Origin of the sequence: Paenibacillus agri (assembly GCF_013359945.1) — a bacterium.
In the GTDB taxonomy this organism is placed as follows: domain Bacteria; phylum Bacillota; class Bacilli; order Paenibacillales; family Paenibacillaceae; genus Paenibacillus_AQ; species Paenibacillus_AQ agri.
This window is the reverse complement of record NZ_JABWCS010000213.1, coordinates 111,157-130,036: the sequence shown is the minus strand read 5'-3', so window position 1 is coordinate 130,036 and position 18,880 is coordinate 111,157. Positions and strand designations below refer to the sequence as shown.

General features: G+C 47.8%; 19 protein-coding genes. 6 read left to right on the top strand and 13 right to left on the bottom strand.

Going from position 1 to position 18,880, the window contains the following annotated elements; translation table 11 throughout:
- Nucleotides 1-7: 7 nt before the first annotated feature.
- From HPT30_RS17875 to HPT30_RS17865, 3 genes are all read right to left on the bottom strand, one after another.
- Nucleotides 8-658: an ABC transporter permease gene (locus tag HPT30_RS17875; protein ID WP_175372710.1), complete on the bottom strand. Its 651-nt coding sequence runs from the start codon at nt 656-658 to the stop codon at nt 8-10.
- Nucleotides 655-1,794, bottom strand: coding sequence for a betaine/proline/choline family ABC transporter ATP-binding protein (locus tag HPT30_RS17870; protein ID WP_175372709.1), 1,140 nt, complete (start codon nt 1,792-1,794; stop codon nt 655-657). The genes HPT30_RS17875 and HPT30_RS17870 overlap by 4 nt, the downstream gene beginning before the upstream one ends.
- A gap of 237 nt (nt 1,795-2,031) precedes the next feature.
- A complete protein-coding gene (locus HPT30_RS17865) occupies nt 2,032-2,772 on the bottom strand; it encodes an IclR family transcriptional regulator (RefSeq protein WP_175372773.1) in 741 nt (246 codons plus the stop codon).
- 458 nt (nt 2,773-3,230) lie between these two features.
- On the opposite strand from HPT30_RS17865, the gene HPT30_RS17860 reads away from it, so the two are divergent.
- The 6 genes from HPT30_RS17860 (at nt 3,231) to HPT30_RS17835 (ending at nt 7,479) form a co-directional block, all read left to right on the top strand.
- Nucleotides 3,231-3,809, top strand: a complete 579-nt coding sequence (locus HPT30_RS17860; protein ID WP_175372708.1) for a CD3073 family putative ECF transporter S component — start codon at nt 3,231-3,233, stop codon at nt 3,807-3,809.
- The gene (locus HPT30_RS17855; RefSeq protein WP_175372707.1) at nt 3,799-4,317 is read left to right on the top strand and encodes a CD3072 family TudS-related putative desulfidase; all 519 of its coding nucleotides are present in this window, start codon (nt 3,799-3,801) and stop codon (nt 4,315-4,317) included. The genes HPT30_RS17860 and HPT30_RS17855 overlap by 11 nt, the downstream gene beginning before the upstream one ends.
- Nucleotides 4,310-5,146, top strand: coding sequence for an ATP-binding cassette domain-containing protein (locus tag HPT30_RS17850; RefSeq protein WP_175372706.1), 837 nt, complete (start codon nt 4,310-4,312; stop codon nt 5,144-5,146). Before HPT30_RS17855 ends, HPT30_RS17850 begins: the two co-directional genes overlap by 8 nt.
- The gene (locus tag HPT30_RS17845) at nt 5,137-6,009 is read left to right on the top strand and encodes an ATP-binding cassette domain-containing protein (RefSeq protein WP_175372705.1); all 873 of its coding nucleotides are present in this window, start codon (nt 5,137-5,139) and stop codon (nt 6,007-6,009) included. The genes HPT30_RS17850 and HPT30_RS17845 overlap by 10 nt, the downstream gene beginning before the upstream one ends.
- A gap of 18 nt (nt 6,010-6,027) precedes the next feature.
- Nucleotides 6,028-6,819: an energy-coupling factor transporter transmembrane component T family protein gene (locus tag HPT30_RS17840; protein ID WP_175372704.1), complete on the top strand. Its 792-nt coding sequence runs from the start codon at nt 6,028-6,030 to the stop codon at nt 6,817-6,819.
- Nucleotides 6,820-6,993: 174 nt separating this feature from the next.
- The gene (locus HPT30_RS17835) at nt 6,994-7,479 is read left to right on the top strand and encodes a CcdC protein domain-containing protein (protein WP_175372703.1); all 486 of its coding nucleotides are present in this window, start codon (nt 6,994-6,996) and stop codon (nt 7,477-7,479) included.
- A 130-nt stretch (nt 7,480-7,609) separates the two neighbouring features.
- On the opposite strand, the gene HPT30_RS17830 is transcribed toward HPT30_RS17835, so the two are convergent.
- From HPT30_RS17830 to HPT30_RS17785, 10 genes are all read right to left on the bottom strand, one after another.
- Nucleotides 7,610-9,082 carry a DUF4179 domain-containing protein gene (locus HPT30_RS17830; RefSeq protein ID WP_175372702.1) on the bottom strand — a complete coding sequence of 491 codons (1,473 nt, stop codon included), beginning with the start codon at nt 9,080-9,082 and terminating at the stop codon, nt 7,610-7,612.
- Nucleotides 9,083-9,102: 20 nt separating this feature from the next.
- Complete coding sequence (locus tag HPT30_RS17825) at nt 9,103-9,612, bottom strand: sigma-70 family RNA polymerase sigma factor (RefSeq protein WP_175372701.1); 510 nt, start codon at nt 9,610-9,612, stop codon at nt 9,103-9,105.
- Nucleotides 9,613-9,808: 196 nt separating this feature from the next.
- Nucleotides 9,809-10,762 (bottom strand): ABC transporter substrate-binding protein, encoded by a 954-nt coding sequence (locus tag HPT30_RS17820; RefSeq protein ID WP_175372700.1) that lies wholly within the window; start codon nt 10,760-10,762, stop codon nt 9,809-9,811.
- Between the two features lie 32 nt (nt 10,763-10,794).
- On the bottom strand, nt 10,795-11,823 hold the full coding sequence (locus HPT30_RS17815) for a FecCD family ABC transporter permease (RefSeq protein ID WP_246317231.1): 1,029 nt from the start codon (nt 11,821-11,823) through the stop codon (nt 10,795-10,797).
- A gap of 1 nt (nt 11,824) precedes the next feature.
- On the bottom strand, nt 11,825-12,829 hold the full coding sequence (locus HPT30_RS17810) for a FecCD family ABC transporter permease (protein ID WP_175372699.1): 1,005 nt from the start codon (nt 12,827-12,829) through the stop codon (nt 11,825-11,827).
- 123 nt (nt 12,830-12,952) lie between these two features.
- Complete coding sequence (locus HPT30_RS17805) at nt 12,953-14,596, bottom strand: AraC family transcriptional regulator (protein ID WP_175372698.1); 1,644 nt, start codon at nt 14,594-14,596, stop codon at nt 12,953-12,955.
- A 145-nt stretch (nt 14,597-14,741) separates the two neighbouring features.
- Entirely contained in the window at nt 14,742-15,494 is a 753-nt protein-coding gene (locus HPT30_RS17800; RefSeq protein ID WP_175372697.1) for an ABC transporter permease, read from the bottom strand.
- Complete coding sequence (locus HPT30_RS17795; RefSeq protein WP_175372696.1) at nt 15,494-16,243, bottom strand: ABC transporter ATP-binding protein; 750 nt, start codon at nt 16,241-16,243, stop codon at nt 15,494-15,496. The genes HPT30_RS17800 and HPT30_RS17795 overlap by 1 nt, the downstream gene beginning before the upstream one ends.
- A 323-nt stretch (nt 16,244-16,566) precedes the next feature.
- On the bottom strand, nt 16,567-17,505 hold the full coding sequence (locus HPT30_RS17790) for a hypothetical protein (protein WP_175372695.1): 939 nt from the start codon (nt 17,503-17,505) through the stop codon (nt 16,567-16,569).
- 177 nt (nt 17,506-17,682) lie between these two features.
- Nucleotides 17,683-18,864 carry an MGDG synthase family glycosyltransferase gene (locus HPT30_RS17785; protein ID WP_175372694.1) on the bottom strand — a complete coding sequence of 394 codons (1,182 nt, stop codon included), beginning with the start codon at nt 18,862-18,864 and terminating at the stop codon, nt 17,683-17,685.
- Between the last annotated feature and the right edge of the window lie 16 nt (nt 18,865-18,880).

The following is an 18,880-nucleotide window of genomic DNA, read 5'->3' as shown; positions in this document are numbered from 1 at the left end:
TAAATTCTTAAAATTTATTCAAGTGCCGCAGGCCTTTCGGGGTAAGCGCCCGGTTCAGCAGCAGCAATATGAAGTTAACGGAGATTACGAGCAGTGAGACCGGAATGGCCCCTTCCATAATGGTAACTGTGTTGATCATGGCAATTCCTCTGGTGATGATGTCTCCAAGCCCTCCGGCAGCAATGTAAGTAGCAATCGTCGCAAGACTGATGGTCTGTACAGCGACCAGCCTTACACCTGCCATGATGACACTGCGTGCAATGGGGAGCTGAACCATACTCATCATCTGCCATTTGGTCATGCCCATTCCGGTACCCGCCTCAAGGAGAGAAGGCTGAACCCCATTGATACCAACGTAGGTGTTCTGAAGCATTGGAAGCACAGCATATAAGGTCAACGCGATAATGGCCGGGGTAGTACCGATACCTACCAGTGGAATCATGAACCCGAACAGCGCCAGGCTTGGAATGGTCTGGATGGCCGAGACAACGGTAATGATCGTGTTCGCCATCCGCTTGTGACTGGTCAGAAAAATCCCGAGGGGAACCGCGATAAATCCAGCAATGAGAACGGAAATCAGAGACAGATACATGTGCTCTCCCGTTTTGCTCAGTATCATCGGCCAGTCGGCGGCTAACGTATCCCATACATGATTCATGCGCTATGCTCCTCCCTGTGTAGATGTCGTCCTAGTGCTTCTATAACGCTGGAACGGGTGACGGTGCCAATCAGCCGGTTGCTGTCATCCACGACAGGCAGGATCCGGTGATTGCGAATCTGCTCAAAAACTTCGGACAACGGTGTGTGTGCCAAAAGGGAGCTTGTATCACTCTGGACGATCGCGCCAACCTTTAGCGTGCTGTCATGCAGAAGATGCTGGCTGATTTCTTCAATTCCGACAATTCCCAGCAGCTCACCCCATGTCCCGGTTACAGCCAAAGCTTCGGCGCTGTTTGCTCTCAGAAGTTCAAGAGCTTCTTCGATTGGAGCCTGATGATCAATAGACAGACCATCGATCATGATATGGTGAGCCGTCCCTGGCGCCAAGTCTTTCGGGAAACGTTCAGGACCCAGAAATTCAACCACAAATTCATTGGCCGGGTGAGCCAGTAGTTCAGCGGGCGTACTGCTCTGCACCACTTCACCTTCGCTCAGCAGAATAACCCGGTCAGCGATCTTCAACGCTTCATCAATGTCATGTGTCACGAAGACTATCGTCTTGTGCAGACGCTGGTTGAGGTTGATCAGTTCTTTCTGGAGCTGGACCCGGCTGATCGGATCTAGCGCACTGAATGGTTCATCCATCAGGATAATTGAAGGATCGGATGCCAGAGCACGGGCCACCCCTATCCGCTGCTGCTGTCCGCCACTTAACTCATGGGGATAACGTTTGCGGTACTGCTCCGGGGAAAGACCGATCAACTGAAGAAGCTTGGTTACCTGCTCTCTGCGCTCCCCCTTGCCTGCGCCTTTGAGTCTTGGAACAATCCCGATATTCTCTTCGATGGTCATGTGGGGAAAGAGGCCGATCTGTTGAATGACATATCCAATATCCCGTCGCAGACTCACAGCGTCCACAGAACCGATATCCCTTCCTTCAACAAGAACCTTTCCCTCACTGGGCTCCTCTAGCCGGTTGATCATTTTAAGCAGTGTAGTCTTACCGCAGCCGGAAGGTCCTATAATCGTTACTATCTGCCCTTTTGGTACCGTGAGGTTAAAATCACGCAGCACTTTACCCGAACCGTAATCCTTGCTTACATTCCTGAACTCAACCGCTACTGCCTCAGCCATACTGCTTCCTCTCCCTTCAAAATGTATTATTCTCATTTGTAAACTTGGTTTTGATGCAAAAACTTACCTCCAAATAGCAAAAGAGGCCTTATTCTTCGTCTGAGCGAAAAACAAGACCTCCATAGGTATGGTCAGTCATATTATTGTCATGTGATAATTAGATACCGTAAGACAATAATATTGGTGCGATACACTTTTGTCAATCATAAATTAAACTATTCTAATCGGAATTAAAAACTAATTCCCCCCACCCATCCGCCGTGACAACTCCGCTGCCGCTTTGGTTACTGCTTCGATGTTTGTCTTATCCTGCTCGTTGCTACAACGGAAGCTAGGTCCAGCTACGGCTAGGCTTGCAATAACAGGACCTTGACCGTCCGTAATCGGTGCAGCTATGGCATACACATCAGGGTCTACCTCACCTTTGGTAATGCTGTAGTTCTGCTCACGAATGGTCGCAAGCTCAGCTATAAGCCCTTCTCTCTCCTTGTCACTGCTAAGCAGCTGCAAGATTCTCTCCGTTACCTTGGCGCTTTCGAAAGCCAGAATGCATTTGCCCGAAGCCCCCATATGTAGTGGCAGAATCCGTCCGTTGTCGATGGAGAATTGAATCAGGCCACGGCTCTTCACATTCTGAATGCATACCGCATTGTTGCCCGTCCGGACAAACAGAATCGAAGTTTCCTGTACCTTCTCCGTCAATTCTTCCATAATGGGGAGGGCCAGCGGCAGTAAATCACGTTGGAACTGCATGTTCAGACTACGCGCCAAATCAAGAATGCGCAGGCCAAGGCCAATCTGGTTCTTCCCCCTCCTTTCGATAATTCCATTCTGTTCTAAGGTCTGCAGAAAACGATAGGTCGTACTCTCCGGAATGGACACTTTCTGCGCGATTTCACTCACCGTCAGCGTCCCGCTCTCTTCCGACAAAGCGAATAAGATATCCAGCGCACGGCTTAACGTCTGCGTTCCGTTCATTTTTTGCACTAGCCAACGACTCCTCTTTTATCCAATAGAAGACTTGTAATATTGTGATTTTAGCCTATTTTCCGGAAAAATTACAGTTCGATCTGTTTAAAAAGATTCATCTCCTTTGTTCTCATTATTAGAGAAGCCTTTATTTTTTCACGATAATATCATGACACCCTAATATTAACAACTAGTATTATTATCGGATTATATGCGAATAAAACGATTTCTCTCTTAAAAATGAATAAAAATACCATTGACATCTAGGGAATTCGACTTAGAATATAATTTATTAATCCTATATACACACTTGGATTTATTGATTCGTCTGTAGCTGTTGTCTCTGCTTAGAGGTCTTTCCTTCAACAGCTCGCTATGTACAAAGGGGGAGTAGGGTTCATATTTACATTGCACATCTATTTGTAAAGTCATAAGACAAATTATGAATCCCTAGGAGGAACAAGTACATGAATCAAAAGACACTTGTAATCACACTGGGCGCGCTCGCGATTGCGATCAACGTCATCGCAGGCACCGTCGTCAGTAATCTGAAAATCCCTTTTCTTTTCCTCGACACAGTTGGTACCATCTTTATTGCTGCTGTATTTGGACCGTTATGGGGCGCGCTGGTCGGTCTGCTGACCAACCTTGTGCTCGGCGTAACCTCCGGCTACACTGCTATCCCGTTTGCACTAGTTAACGTAATTGTAGGACTTGTTGTTGGTTACGCGGCGCGTAAGAACGGCTTCCGTTTCTCTTCCGCATTAATTTCCGGTATCTTACTTGGTATTCTCTGCCCTGCAGTCGGCTCCGTGATCGCCATTGGTTTGTTCGGCGGTTTGACCGGAGGCGTCCAGGATGTTGCCGTACTTTGGTTGAAACAAGCAGGTTCTAGTCTCTTCGCGGCTGCTTTCCTGCCTCGGCTTGGCGAGAATCTGATCGATAAAATCCTGTCTGCACTCCTTGTCTACTATGTAGTTAAAAATCTGCCGCAATCCCTGATCAAACGTCCATCCCTGAAAAAGAAGGCTTCCCGTGCAGCGTAGTAAACGTATCGTTGTCGCCTCCCACTGCGTCATTAACCAAAATGCCGTTGTGGAAGGCGAAGCCCGGAGTCCAGGCGTCATGAAAGCGGCAGTCGACTGGACCTACGAGCAAGGATACGGGATGTTCCAATTACCTTGTCCCGAATTCACATTTCTCGGGCCTGAACGGCCTCCAATGACCGTAGAAGAATATGATACACCGGAGTTTCGCGCACACAACCGCAAAATTCTGCTGCCTGTGGTCGAGCAGCTCAAGACTTATCAGGATCACGGATATACGATTGTAGGCGGTCTTGGCATTTCAGGCAGTCCTTCCTGCGATCCCGGTAAAGGCGTGTTCATGCGTGACTTTCTGGAGCTGGCCGCCGAGGGCGGTGTGGAGATTGATTTCTTCTGGCAAATCCCGAATACAGCTGACGGCACCTTCAATCCTGATGATGCCAAAAGCGTCTTCGGACCAGTAAATCAAGACAAACCCGAAGGGAAGGCGGCGACCATTAATGATTGATATCCGGAACGCCACCTTCTATTACAATGAACCTGATGAAGAAGATGAGGATGCCGGCCACAAGCCGGCATTATCTCATGTATCCCTTAACATTCCCTTCGGTGAATTTGTTGCGTTTCTGGGGCGCAATGGCTCCGGCAAATCTTCCTTGTCCCGGCTGTTAAATGGCATAGAGTTACCAACCGAAGGAACGGTTCTGGTAGAGGGACATAATACGTCTGAGCGTTCCTCCCTTCCAGCGATCCGCCGGGCCGTCCAAATCGTGTTCCAGAATCCTGAGAACCAGCAGGTGGGCATCACTGTCGGAGAAGACATCGCCTTTGGGCTCTCTAATATCGGTTGGCCACAGGAAGAAATCGCAAGCCGTATTGCCTGGGCCATTCAGCTGGTTGGTCTGGAAGCAGATGAAGAACGTCCTGTCAGCAACTTGTCCGGTGGCGAAAAGCAGAAGCTGGCTCTAGCCTCGGTTCTCGCTCTGGCCCCACGTTGTCTCATTCTGGATGAAGCCACTTCTATGCTCGATCCTGTAGCCCGCCGGCAGTTCGTTGAGACCCTGCACGAAGTCAGGAAGCAGGTGCCCTTCACCCTTATTTACATTACGCACCATCTGGAAGAGGTTACTGGTGCAGACCGCTGGGTGCTGTTCCGCAGCGGCGAAATCATAGCTGAAGGTACACCTGCCAAACTGGAACAGGATACCGTGTTACTGGAGAATTGCGGATTGGAGCTGCCTTATTATCACAGGCTTGCCGGGCTGCTTCGCCAGCAAGGCATCTCTGTTCCGGCAGATATGAACGAACAGAAATTGAGGGATTTATTATGCACATAAAGCTGAATGACGTTACCTTTACGTACAGCAAACGCCGTAGGAATAAACCTCTTGCCGGTCCGTTCGTACTGCAGCATCTGGGTCTGAGCGTGGAAAGCGGCGAGATGCTTGCCATTGCTGGGAAATCCGGATCAGGCAAGTCTACCTTTCTCCAGCTTCTAAAAGGATTCCTGGCTCCTTCGGAAGGTACGGTAGAACTGGACGCCACAGATCCGCATCTTAGCCGCCGACCCCAGGTGTTTGACCGGGTCGGATTTATTTTTCAATATCCAGAGCATCAGCTCTTCTCTACCACCGTGTTCGAGGACATCGCCTTTGGCCTCCAGAGCGCCAAGCTCACAGCGGAAGAGAAAGAAGTCAAAGTACGCGCAGCCATGGAGGCCGTGCAGCTGGATTACGAGCAATTTAAGGACCGCAGTCCGTTCGAGCTGAGCGGTGGTGAGAAACGTCGGGTCGCCATCGCCGGTGTAGTCGTGTTAGAGCCAGAAGTGTTGATCCTTGATGAGCCAACAGCTGGACTGGATCTTCAGTCCCGGACCTCCCTCTTCGATCTATTGCATTCCATGAACCGGCAACGGGGAATGACTGTGATGTGGGTCAGCCATCAGCTGGAGGAAATTCTGGAGCATGCCTCACGTCTCATCGCCCTGAAGGAAGGACAATTCCTGGCCGACGGGCACCCCACCGATCTTTTGTCAGATCCGTTATTACTAGAAGCCTTTGGATGGGAAGAACCGCCCGCTTTAGCTGTAACGCGGTTGCTGCGGAAGCTGGGATCCGTACCCAGCAATGAGATTCTGTCCCCGCAGGAAGCAGCAGATACCATCACCAAGCTGCTAAGCAGCCGGCAAATATCAGTCTAATGAAAATGAGGGAATAGTATGTCCGGAAAAAGCTTCTTACTTTATCAGAAACGCAATTCCTGGCTGGAGCGCTGGGACCCGCGGATGAAAATATTAGCTGTGCTATTGTTCGGGGCTGCGCTTCTGCTGACCCATAGCCCGGAGCTGAAGACGGCTCAGCTTCTGATTCTTATTGCACTGTGGGGAGTTGCTAAGTTATCCTGGCGGGTATTGGTCTTTACCCTCTTGTCGTTGTCACTCTTCTTCGCTTCGACAATGATTTATCAAGCTTTACTGGTGACGAGCGCAGGGGATGTAATGATCACCTGGGGACCGCTTCATTTCTCTAGGCCAGGGGCCATCAAAGGAATCATGATGTGTGAGCAGATTGCGGGGATCGTGCTGCTGCTCTCTCTGCTGGTGCGGACGACTTCCCCTATTCTGCTCGCAGAGGGGCTGGAGATTTTGCTGAAGCCTTTGAAAAAATGGCGGCTCCCCGTACATGAAGCCGTGATGATGTTCTCCATCGCTCTGCGTTTCCTGCCCATCCTTATGGAAGAATTCGACAAAATTCGCAAGGCACAGCTGGCCCGCGGAGGCGGTTTCCACCGAAAGGGGATCACCTCCCGCTTCAGCGGCGTACTGCCAATGCTGATGCCATTGTTCGTGATGTCCATTCTCCGTGCCAAGGACTTGGCCGTAGCGATGGAATCCCGCTGTTACCAGGGTGACGAAGGCCGTACACCGATCCGTATCTATCGATTCCGGCTCAGTGATTATGCCGTCTTCACCTTTTCATTGGCTAACCTGCTGTTCATTTTTGTGTGGTAGAAGTTATTAATCTTAAAACAGCGTCAGATCGGGGTGTAATTTCACATCCTCGTCTGACGTTGTTTTTTTGCGGGAAGATGACAAAAGTCACCTTAACGAATTACTTTGTACACTTATAAAAATTTTAAATATCCGCGATACTTAGGTTACACAAAAAACAGACGAGGTGCTACCATGAATCCATTATCTTTAACAATCTCATTCCTAATTATCGTACTTATTTTGAGGGGCGTTATCCAGGGCAGTAAGAAGCCACTGCACGAATCTGGTCGGAAACTTTTGATTCCGGTTCTCTATATCTCTTCATCTTTGTTTGAATTGTTCGACCCTTCGTTGGTGCTTACATCTGGCAGAATTATTAGCTCGATTGTTATAGGTGCGATTCTGTCGATCCCATTAATTCTGGTGACACAATTTGAGCGGAAATCGGATGGCAAGATGTATTATAAAAGAAACGTGTCTCTTTATGTTTTAATTATTGTTATCTTCTCGCTCCGCTTACTTGACTTCTTGTTCATTTCCGGCATTGATCCGAAGACACTTGGTTTCCTGAATAATGTATTCACCCTAACCTATATTGCCATTTGGCGAATGGCTAGCTTCATTAAATTTCATAATACCAAGTCTAGAACTAGCAAATCTTGGGGTAAAATCGCTTGATTGCAGTTCTTCCATAGGTAGCTACGCTCCGCTATGATCAGCATAAGCGTAAATTAAAAAGCTGCTCGGAACTGCTGGTTCCGTAGCAGCTTTTTAGCATTTTAGAGGCCGTTCAAAGGCAGGCCCTCTCTTACTTTTTCGAGTACAACTCTACAGCCTGTGTATCCATAATCGGATTCTTATATCTCTCAATGGTTATTGTCAGCGGTTGCGGATAATCCTTAGCGTTCTCTCCGAACCGATAACGAAGCTGATCTTCTGCCGTACCATCCCTAGACACACTAGAGCCAGCCCAACTCCCTCCTGGAGTGGTTTTATTCACACTGACTTTTTTATGCACTTGACCTTCCGCGTCAGTGAACGTTTCCGAGAAGGCGTTATCTGTGCTTAGGTAATGTGCATTATCAAACTTATGCCGCAACAGGATCTCTCCGGGCTCTGCATAATCTTCTGGCTTAGGCTCGACAAGTTCAAGATTACTTCCCGGGGCTTCAATAATCTGATTCTTATTAAGATCAACGACAATCTTCATCTGATCCTTCTCCACAGCAGAAATCCCAAAAGCCTTCAACGAGATGGAGTCCGGATCATTATACTCACTGCTTTTGAACACCAGCGTAGCCTTGGAACTATCCTTGTAAATTTCAGAGTTGTAAGATGTAATCAGCGAGGGGTAATACGTTTTTTCGGTTTTCCCACCTTTTTCAACCATCAGTACAGGATTTATCAATTGAAAAATTTGCTTCTCATTATTCTTATCATATTCGATATCAACATAGGTCCCGAGTGGCGTATAGAGTACCTTCTGCACATTAATTTTTTGTCCATCCACTATCAAAGTGCGGTTAGCAGTGACTGTATGCGATTGCTCTTTGAGCATATCCGAGTCAAGCTCGAACGGGATATCAAGCTCGGTCCGATATTTCTTGCTGCTGGATAGAAGGGCCTTCTCTGAAGTCTCGGTAAGAATAATACTGAGTTTCACATCTTTTGGATAGGACACTGATGGTAATAGATTTGCTGAATATATAAAATTTTTAGTTTGGCCCGGCTTAATTTCGCTCGTACCTTTAGTTATGTCCAGTGAAGTTCCTATGGAAGGCGCTTTAACAGCACCATAATCCAGAGTAAAACCGGCATGAACTACCGGGTGAACGGAATCATTCTGTACATTGTACAAGACGTACACTTTCCGACCATCCGTAACAGCTCCCATCACCTCTGCCCGAAAACCATTTTTTTCTACGCTATGGTATACAGGGGCTATAAGATTCCGATCCAGCAAGCTTTCAAAGGATTGATCTCTTACGCTGGATGATCTGAACAATTCAGAATCGCTCCAGGGCTTGTTCACTTCACTCCGTACCGTAGCCTGAACAACCTCTTTCACCGGGGCTTTCACGATTGAAAGGATTAGTATAACCGCTACGGCCGCAGCCGCCATCCCGATACCCAATGAATACTTGCGTCTTCGCTCTCGTTTTCTCCCTGTCATGATTCCACCTCGCATGGCATTATATAGATGCTTTTCCTGGGACGCTTCGGCATGCTGGTTTACCTCATAAGCATTCCGGAGCAGAATGTCTTTCTCTTTGTCGATCACTATCATTCACCTCCTGCACTCTAAAGATATCTCCGAAGCTGTTTGAGCCCTTCGCGTACCCAGGTCTTGATGGTACCTTCCGGTTTTTTAAGCACCTTGGCAATTTCTACAGTAGTCATGTCCTGGTAGTATTTCAGGATCACGGCATGCCGATATTTGGGCTTCATGCGATTCATCGCCCGCTCCAGATCAATTCGTTCGTTGCTCTGCATCTCTTGCGCTGCCTTCTCTACCAGCTTCTCCGCCGGGAATACGCGTTTCTTGCGCCGAAGCTCGTCCATACAGCAATTGATCGTGATCCGAATCACCCAAGGTGTAAAGGCCTGCTCGTCCTTCAGCTTCTTACGCTTCATCCAAGCCCGGCAAGAGGCTTCCTGTACAACTTCGAGCGCATCCGCTTCACTTCCAAGGTAGCTGTAAGCAATCGCGTACAGTTTACGACGTTCAACGTATAAGCGTTCAAAAAAGGCCTCTTCTTCTGACAGTGCAAAATCTGTTTTTCTGATCTCATCTATTGTATTTTCCACCATCACTCCCCCTCGTTCTAAAAGTAAGACGCAGTTCTGTCGAAAAACGATTTATTTTTTTCGACTACGCTCCAGCATATCGTCAAGCGCTGATTTTCTGAAATAGTCTTTTTCTCAATTATACCTTTTCTCCTCAATGAAAAAGAGACTGCCCCTTCAATGAATTGAAAGGACAGTCTCTTCTTTTCTTTTTCAAAAATTACTTTTGAAACAGCTGCTCAGCATCATCTAGTGCCATACTTTGGCCGATGGAGGAATAATCTAGCCACTTTTGACCGTCCAGCATATAGACATGATTGTTTTTAACAGCCTTTAAATTTTTCCAGACTGGATTTTTCTCCAGCTCTTCAAAATTGCTCTTCGCCTCATTGCCTTTACTAATAATCACAAAGATCGCATCAGCATCAAAGTCCGGCAGTACTTCCTTGGAAATTACCTGGTATGGATCACTGGCTGGAATTTTCTCAACTCCATCTGCCATTTTCAGCTTCAAATCCTCGAACATGATCGGTCCGAGCGGGCGTTTTGTTCCCATTACACGAAGCTCTTTCGCCGTCATTCGGATGGCCATAACCTTCGCATTCTCACCCAGCTGTTCCTTAATCAAGCCACTGACCCGCTCGGCCTTGGCATCGTAATCCTGAATGAAATCCTGGGCTTCCTTTTCGCGTCCGACATGCTCAGCAATCCGTGTGAGATGATCGCGCCAGGTTCCGCTATCCATATCAATGGTCAGGGTTGGAGCGATTTTCTCGAACTTGGGCAAATCCTCGCCGGAATAGACCTTATCAATATAGATTACATCCGGCTTTAACCCTAGAACCGCTTCCATATCCGGATCTGTTACCACCCCGAGCTTGGTCACACCTTCCAATCGGTCAGCCACATGAGGCAGGAAATCTTTCAGATCACCGCCGATTACAGAACCAGCAGGAGTAATACCCAGAGCCAACAGATTGTTGGTGATATGAATGGACATAGAGGCGATTTTGGCGTCCGCACTATGGGTCGGTGAAGCCGATTCCGATTGCGTTGAATCCGAAGTAGCTGCAGGATTTGCTGTTGTGGAGCTTGTCGATTCGTTAGACTTCCCGCAGGCAGCCAATATTGCGAGCAGCATCATTGAGATTATAGCTAAAGTGATTTTTTTCATGATGATTCATTTCCTCCAGAACGTTCAATCTTTTATTTTGTCTTAAACAATAAGTATAGAAAATATGGTCCACCGATTGCAGCAACCACTACACCGGCCGGAATGGCATTGGGGCGAAAGATTGATCGGCCGATTGTATCCGCTGTGACCAGAATCCCCAGACCGATAAGCGCAGCTACCGGTAGAAAATAACGGTGCTGCGGGCCGACCAGACGCTTGGCGATATGGGGTGCGACCAGACCGATAAAACCGATCCCGCCTGCAACCGACACACTGGCGCAAGAGAGTGCAACAGCCATGCCCAGCAAAGACAGCCGTTCCCGGGTAACATGGCTACCCACGCTGTAGGCGGTCTCATCGCCCAGCACAAAGAGATCCAGCGCTTTAGAGCGGCTATAGATCAACGGAACAAGTACAAGAATCCATGGCAAAAGCGCACCTACATGTATCCAATCCCTTCCCCAGACACTTCCTGCTAACCAGCGCGCTGTGAAGGCATAAGTCTTATCATCCAGCTTCAAGGATAGTAAAAGGGTAACCGCACTAATCCCGGCAGCTACGGCAATCCCAACCAAGATTAAACGAATCGGCATTAACCCCCTGTGGCGGTCATACGCGAACAGAAAAACAATTAGTGCGCTCAGCGTGCCCCCAACAAAGGTAAATAGCGGAATCAGAAGGGCAGCTGGACCTTCCATTGTCCGAAAAAAGGAAACGAAGATGATCAGCCCCAGCGCCGCCCCGGTATTAATTCCGAGAATACCTGGATCGGCAAGCGTATTCCGCGTCGTTCCCTGAAATACCGCACCAGCTATCCCCAGTCCGATTCCGGCTAGCATCGTGATGATAATCCGCGGCATACGGTAGTCAAATAAAATCATTTTTTCATCGCTGGTGCCATAGCCTAGTAGCGTTTTCCACACCGTCAGCGGGGTTAAAGAAACTGTTCCGGTGTTGAGACTAATCATAATTACGGTTACAGCAAGCAGTATCAGGCTACTGCTCACTATGAGCGTGCGTCTGTTCCTTTGTGCCTCCACTGACGTCATATTGGGTTCCATGCTAGAGATCTCTCCTTTCTTTACGGGCCAGGTAAAGGAAGAACGGGACCCCAACCATTGCTACCATTGCACCTATGGCGAACTCTTGCGGCGGATTGACCATTCGCGAGGCAAAATCAGCCCAGACAAGTAATATCCCTCCGAGTAGGGCGGAGAACGGAATCAATAGCCGATAATCCACTCCGAGAGCACGCCGGGCAATATGCGGCACAACCAAGCCTACGAAGCTTATAGAACCTGCTACAGCTACGGATGAACCGGCAAGAATTACTGCTGCAATCAGCCCCAGGATACGGATTAGTTTCGTATGTATTCCGAGATTAGCGGCGGTTTCGTCTCCAAGCGACATAAAGGTAATCGGCCGCCCCATACTAATCGCCCATAGGATCGTGATCAGGACAATCGGTGTCAGGATCCGCAAATGCTCCCAATTCACTCCTGCCACGCCACCCGCATACCAAAAGGCTAAATCCTGGCTCAATTCGAAATAAATCGCGACGCCTGTGCTAAGTGAATGAAGGATCGCTGCAACGACAGCCCCGGCAATGGTTAATCTTATGGAAGTCAGTCCACCCCGGGTTGAGGAACCGAGCAGCACGATAAATGAAGTCGTTAAAGCTGCGCCCATGAATGAAAAGATAATGAGTCCCCAATAGGAGAGTCCCGGCATAAAAGCAAAACATAGACATACCGCAAAGGCAGAGCCTGCGTTGACTCCGAGGATGCCGCTATCAGCCAGCGGATTACGCGTCACCCCCTGCATAATTGCACCTGCTACGGCAAAGGCCATTCCCGTTATAGCTGCTCCAAGAACCCGGGGAAGCCGCAGTTCATGCACAATTTGGTGGTTGGTTATCGAAGGATCATATTGAAAGACAGCCAACCATACGGTGCCCAGTGTCATTCCTTTGGCGCCAAAGGAAATCGCCAGGAAAATCGTCAGCAATAATCCTGCTATCGCAGTGATAAACCATAGATACGTACAGATACTCCGATTTAATCTCATAGGACTGCGCTTAGAAAGCCTCCCCCTCACCTAATGATCATGAGAATCATTATCATTTTCTAATTATATCTGACTTCCCGGATAGGTACATGCCAATATCCAAGATTGGAACATGGACTTTTTTTAGATTTCTGCAAGACTTGCAGATTGGGTAAGTAATGAAGCGGCTTCCTCCAACTGCTGGTTAATGACAAAAGGAGCATAGATCATCCACTTCTCCCAGTCGATAAAATAGACCCGTCTATTTCTGACCGCGGCATGCCGTCTCCAGACAGGGTTGTTTTTCTGCAAATCAAGGACCCGGCGCTTGTCCCCTTCTGTCTCCACCGCAAAAAATAAGAAATCAGACTCATACTCCCCCAGCTCATCAGGGGTTATCGCAGTCCAGCTATGTACTGTGCCGATCGGATGTCTCTCCATCTCTTTCTGCATTTTCTCAGGAGGAGTAAGCTGCAACGAGCGGTAGAAAACATGTCCGATATTCCTTGCCCCGTACATACGAAGCTCAGACTCACGACATACGCATATGGCTACAGTGCCCTCACCAACAGTAGAGCGAAGCGATTTGCGGATTTTTTCAGCCTTCTGTTCATGATTATGCAGCCACCGCACAGCCTCTGCCTTCCTGTTGACCAACTCCGCAATGGTCATTAGATGAGCGCATATATCCTGGCTTACCCACGGAATGGCTATAATCGGGGCGACATCATTAATGTGTTCACGGGCTTTGGAGAGTACATTATCCTTGCACAAGATCAGGTCCGGATGTTCAGACAGAAAGACTTCCCGGCTAATCCCCCATGGATCTCTGGCATGCTCAGGAAGTGTGAGACCTTTCGTAATCAAGGGAATGTGACGATGCAATTGAGCTGCACTAGGAATTAAGCCGAGCGTAAATAAATGATCTGTATAAGGCGATGAGAGCGAAATGATTTTTTTGTCCTTGTTCTTCGTGAAAACCCTTGGAGAATAGCCGCTGGACTCTTTGAATCGTCTACTGAAATAGAATTCATCCTTATACCCGACATCCGTAGCGATATCCCTAATCGCCTTGTCAGATTGAAGCAGCATTTCTTTGGCTTTATTCATCCGCAGATGTGTAAGGAAAACCACCGGGGATTTATCCATAGCCTGCTTGAATACCTGGGAATAATAAGACGGATGCAGCTCCGCCATCTCTGCCAGCTTATCAATCCGAATATCCTCACTGTAATGATTCTGCAAATAATCGAGCGTCAGCTTCAGCCGGATATCCATATCATTGAGAGCTTGAGGCTCAGCATAACGTAATATTCCATCCAGCATATCGTGCAGATACTGCTGACTTATGAACGGATTCCGGTCGTTCACAGTCTTACCTTCCGCAGCCATGAGATAAAAGAGTCTCTTGAACTGGCTGCCACCAACTGCGATCTGGCCTTGGAGGGGGAATTCAAGCTCTCGCATATATTCTCTTCGGCTCAAGTTCTTTTCCATCAATCGATAGATATCAAAAGCAATCCAGTAGAACTGCAGCTCATCCCCTGCGTTGCTGGCCGTAAGCTGTAATCGGGTTCCCGGCCGATGCATGTGCAGAGTGTTCCGTTCCAACTGGTGCTGCTGCCCATCAACGTACAATTGTCCTTTACCGCGTGCGATATATAAAAGCATATGATGAGCCAAAGGTTCGCTCTTCGCCCAGACCGGTACTGAAGAATCTTGGTGCGCCTCCACGATTTCGTAGAGTACACCTTTAAGAAAATGATTTGCCTTGACCGGTGTTAGCATGGACAGCCTCCTCCCATCTCTCTAGAAAAAAACACTACCCAATTGGGCAGTGTTTGTGTAATAGATATTTCACAAAGATAATGATAATCAGTATCAATTATAATCAATGTCTACTTGCCTGTCTAGCGTCATCAGAAACCTAGATTCATTGCGGGTGCTTCAATTGCAAACCAGCCGTAAAAAAGAGCCGATAAATCAACACACTTAGCAGCATGCTCGTAATCGCAGCAGAAGCAGTAAATGAAAATACAATTAGAATCTGATAACGGACAGCTATGATAGGATCGGCTCCGGCAATAATCATTCCGGTCATCATTCCGGGCAGCTGTACAAGGCCTACCGTCTTCATTCCATCAATCGTTGGAATCATACTGAATTTCACGGAGCTTGCCCGAACCTTCTGCATCGCCTGCTGAGCGGTTGCGCCAAGAGATAGCAGTGTCTCGATCTCTCCCTTATTCGACTGAACCTCCTGCTTGATATGATTAATGAACAGTCCGGAGACAATCATAGCACTCCCAATCGTCATTCCGCTGATCGGTATAATATATTGCGGGGTAGCCTGGATAATATGTAGACCCAGAAGAATTCCCATCATCAGCAGCTCCGAAGCCGAAATTGCCAGAGCAATCCTCCAAAATAGTCCAGGCAAGCCCTTTCCTCGCTTGGCAGCATTCCATGAAGCAACAGCAATCATAAAAAGAATAATCAGGATTATGTATAGGATATGATCAGCATTAAAAATAAACTGCAGCACATAACCAACGACCAAAAGCTGTACTGCTGATCGTACAGTTCCAATAGCAATATCCTTTTCCAGGCCTAGCTTTTGCCAGATCGAGACCATCATGGTGCCCATTACAAAGAGCAATGTGAAGCTGAGTGCGGTTAATGTCATTAGTGCAGACTTCCTTCCGTAGACCCAACAAATCTTTTGGCCAAGTTCGCCACAGGTTCATTAAAAAAAGCGTCACTGCTGTATTCCTGTAAGCCGCCCTTGTCCATCATCCATGTCCGGTTACTTATTCTACGAGCTTGCTCCAGATCATGAGTGACCCAGATGAAGGTCGTCCCTTGTTGCTTGTGCCAATTCAGCAGCAGCGCCTCCACTTTCTGTGTGCTGTTGATATCCAGTGAAGCTGTGATCTCGTCCAGCAAAAGAATCTCAGGGCGAAGCAGCAACGACCGAATGAGGGAAATCCGCTGCTTCTCTCCGCCTGAACAATCCTCCGCCACTTTACCAAGATCCAGATAATCAAGTCCAAGCTGCTCTAGCAGCTCGGTGGCAAGGGAAACATCGTACGGCTGGCCATGCAGCTTGCTTACCATGCGTAAATTATCCTCTATACTCCCCGGAAGCATGACCGCTTGCTGAGCCACATAGGTAACAGTCATTCGCCATTGCCGGGCAGGAATATGTTGAAAAGACTTACCGTTGACCAGCAGATCTCCTTCATCCGGCGTGTCCAGCAGCGCCATGATTCGCAGCAGCGTACTTTTCCCTTGACCAGAAGCCCCAATCAATGCAATCCTGGTCGGCTCGGCGATCTCCGCAGAGATCTGTGAGAATAAATACTTGTTCAGAGCGTTGGCATCTGTCGACCAATTCAATTTAGCCAAGTTATGAATTTGAAAAATTGCACTCACGTCGATTCCTCCAAAGGTAGGACTAATAAATCCTTGTTTTTACTTCTCGTTCATTGTATAGCTCCTCTCTATGATACGGATTCATTTGCATTTTAATCAAGCTAAAGTTGTCCTCTGCGGAATTAACGAACCCACAGGTAGATTGCAAATACCGCTGCACGTCTAAACCGTTAATATGCAAAGGGTGAAAGCTTCAGCTGCCTTAACGCCTTCCACAATTATCGTGCGCTCCTCATCCTTATCGTGACTTCAAAAAAGAACGGATAGGAACTCAAGGTTCTTATCCGTTCTAAATTCCGTACAATTGCTATTTCTAGCTCCGTTTAGTCGTGATGTCTACCCTCATGATGATCCTGTACTTGCTGCACCTTTTTCCCATTCAAATCAATGGTATCAGGAGTGGTAGTGTTCAAAGCCGACAATTGAACATCCAGACTTGCAGTTAATGTATGGGACACCCCTTGCGCATCCTTACCTGTAAATGTAATGTCGAATTGCTGGCGCTGAATTTCATTGGCCGGATTGACCACTGCGTTCAGATGGATGCTTTGAATTTGCACACCCTCGGTCAACGCGATATCCTTGGCGTTAAACAGACTGTGCTTAAATAGATTCTCCGGATTGTTCAGCTGCACTTTCGCCCCGCTGTCCTGCAGGTCCTCACGCTGTGATTGATCCGACAAATGCTTGAAAGCAACCGGTGCGAGCGCTTGAACAACCGCCGGAATTTGCGCACTATCCAGCTGCAGGGAAATATTCTTGGACCCGTCGTTTGCAGTGGTAGAGGTGATTTCATTCTTCAAGTTACCGATCAGTGCATCAATGACCGTCTCTTCCTGACTGTTGAACCAAGCTTCATCCTTGTGCTCTTTGCCTTGTTTCTGCTCATCCTTCTCTGCTTTGTCTTGCTTCACATAGTAGGTGTCGGAGGTATCACTTTTCCAGACTTGCCCATCAGGCTGACTATAAAGATTGAGGTTCTGAGAACCTGCTTTACCGCTAATCTTAACGGTTCCACTCACCGCTTCATTCTTCAGGTTAGCCTTCAATGTACTTTGTGCCCCACTAAGCAGGGAACCGTTATCCTTAAGAACTGCATCTGCCTGAACAGTCACGCTTTGCAGATTCTGCACCGTATTCTTCAGCGCAGCCTTGTAATCTTCATACCCCGAGGTTCCTGCAAACGCCGTAAAGCCAGTGGCCAACATCAGCGCACCACTAATTCCAACTGCACTTCCCGTTAAGAGCCATTTCTTCTTCATGTTTCTACCTTCCCTTCATTGCTAGTTTTTATCTTGCACAATGCTAATCCTAAGTGATAATCCTAAACTCATCGTGAAGAGACTATTAAATAAATCTTAAATCATGATTGTGCAATCCATTCTTTAAAGAAGAGAACCAAGGCCAGTCCGGTAAAGATCTGCTGCTTACTCTTTCTTTTAGAGACCCTGCATGGTGGTCGCCTGCCCTTCGGTGATTCTGGGTTTGGTGTGCCGAGCCACCGGCTGCCGAGCCTCTATCACTTGCAGCACTTCCGAGACAATAAGCTCCGAAGAGGATTTTCGCGAAAAGCTCTTCATTAATTGTTGCTTCTCTTCTCTATAGCTTCTTTGTTCCATCTGCTGAAGCTTACGGATGAACTGATCTTCATTGTTAACAACATCAATGATTCCTTGGCTTGCCAACGACTCTGCATTGCCCGCTTCCTGTCCCGGAAGCGGGCGATAGACTAGAACCGGGAGGGATTGAGCAATCGCTTCCGTCAAAGTGATCCCGCCCGCCTTAGTCAGCAGACAAGATGCGATAGACATCCACTCGTGCATTTTATCCGTATAGCCCAGCACATGGACACGATTGTTCTGACCAAATAAATCCTCAGTCGCCGTTCGAAGCTTGTGATTATTCCCACACACGACGATGACATCAAAATCAGATTTATCGACCACACTCTGGATCAAACCTCTAATATTAGACAACACACCGTATGCACCTGCCGCTAGAAGAAGATAACGCCTGTTAATGCTTAGTCCATATTTATCGAAGAGGTCCTCACGATCCTGAAGCTGTTCAAAATCTGAACGAATGGGAATACCGCTAACCATGAGTGCTTCTTCCGATATTCCCGCTTCCAGGAAGGCTGGCTTCACACTTTCGGCGGCGAGAAAATACTTGGTGGTATGGGGATGCAACCATCTTCCATGCAATACATAATCCGTCAGGACTGTGAATGTCGGGACGGGACGCCCCGTCTCCTTGATAAGCTGAGCGGCAGCTAAATACGGAAAGGTATGAATAATGATATCCGGTCGTATCTTATCAAGGATCTCCTGCACCTGCCGCTTGCCCATGGAATGAACCCAACTCCCCAAGGGGTGTCCCGGATACATCTTGCTCGTCAGTGAATACACCAATCCGTAGATTTCTTGTGAAAGGACGGAGCCACTCAAATAGAATCTGCGGAAGAATTCATTCACACGAGGGTATACTTCAGCAAGCATGTCTATGGTGTGGACACGGCGAAAGCCTTTGTTATTAAAAGCGAGCTCGATGGCCTCAGCGGCTTTCACATGACCGTCTCCGAATTTGGAGGTTACAATAAGTACTACTGGATTCTGTTTCATAGAAAAACTCCTCGTT